The sequence below is a fragment of the Nocardia vinacea NBRC 16497 genome, from assembly GCF_000308835.1.
Lineage (GTDB): Bacteria > Actinomycetota > Actinomycetes > Mycobacteriales > Mycobacteriaceae > Nocardia > Nocardia vinacea.
On the sequence record NZ_BAGN01000148.1, the window covers coordinates 1 to 1,309 of the forward strand.

Sequence of the window (1,309 nt, forward strand, 5' to 3'; positions counted from 1 at the left end):
GCCGCGCGCGTCGCTGCGGGCACGGTCGCCAGGAATTTCCTGCGCCAAGCCTTCGGCGTCGAGGTCATCTCGCATGTCGTCTCGATCGGCACTGCCGCCAACACCACCGGCATCGTGCCGACCGCCGCCGACCTGGCCGCGATCGACGAGAGTCCGGTGCGCGCGTCCGACAAGGACGCCGAGGCCGCGATGATCGCCGAGATCGAGGCCGCCAAGAAGGACGGCGACACCCTCGGTGGTGTGGTCGAGGTGGTCGTGGACGGGCTACCGGTTGGATTGGGTTCGTTCATCAGCGGCGCGGATCGGCTGGATTCGCGGCTCGCGGGCGCGCTCATGGGGATTCAGGCGATCAAGGGCGTCGAGGTCGGCGACGGTTTCGAAACCGCGCGCCGTCGCGGCAGCCAGGCACATGACGAGATGAAGCCGGGACCGGACGGCGTGCTGCGCTCGACCAACCGTGCCGGTGGTCTCGAGGGCGGTATGACCAATGGCGAGCCGCTGCGCGTGCGCGCCGCGATGAAGCCGATCTCGACGGTGCCGCGCGCGCTGTCCACGGTGGATATGACCACCGGCGAGGAGGCCGTCGCCATCCATCAGCGCTCGGATGTCTGTGCCGTGCCCGCCGCGGGTGTGGTCGCCGAGTCCATGGTCGCGCTGGTCGTCGCGCAGGCCGCGCTGGAGAAGTTCGGCGGTGATTCACTGGTCGAGACCGTCGACAACATCACCAGCTACGTCAAGCGCATCGGCACCCGACCACACGTGCCGCAATGATCGTGCAGTCCGATCCGCGCGCACCGCGCGTGGTGCTGGTCGGACCGCCGGGGGCGGGGAAGTCGACGATCGGCCGCAAGCTCGCCAGGGAACTCGGCGTCGAGCTCTACGACACCGATGCCGGAATCGAGCGGGAGACCGGACGCACCATCCCGGAGATCTTCACCGAGGACGGCGAACCGGAATTCCGCCGGATCGAGGAGCAGGTGGTGCGCCGCGCCATCCTCGCCGAACGCGGTGTGGTCTCGCTCGGCGGTGGGGCCGTGCTGTCCAAGGACACCAGGGAGCTGCTGCGCAATCGCACCGTGGTGTATCTGGAAATCAGTGTGGCCGAAGGACTTCGACGCACCGGCGCGAGTACGCAGCGACCGCTGCTCAACGGTGCGGATCCGGGTGCGAAATATCGTGAGCTGATGCGCAAGCGCAGACCGCTGTACCGGGAGGTCGCCACGGTGCGGGTGCGCACCGACGGTCGCAGCCCGGGTCGAGTGGTGCGGATGATCATGGCGAAGCTGGGCATGGAATCGGTGCTGCCGCA

At 68.5% G+C, this 1,309-nt stretch carries 2 protein-coding genes; both read left to right on the plus strand.

The genetic code is table 11. The features are described 5' to 3' along the window. Nucleotides 1–771 (plus strand): chorismate synthase (gene aroC, locus ON44_RS19825; protein WP_040692240.1); only part of this gene is annotated, 771 nt, incomplete at its 5' end. Then, on the plus strand, nt 768–1,309 hold a 542-nt coding region (locus ON44_RS19830), incomplete at its 3' end, for a shikimate kinase (protein ID WP_040692242.1). The genes aroC and ON44_RS19830, both read left to right, overlap by 4 nt.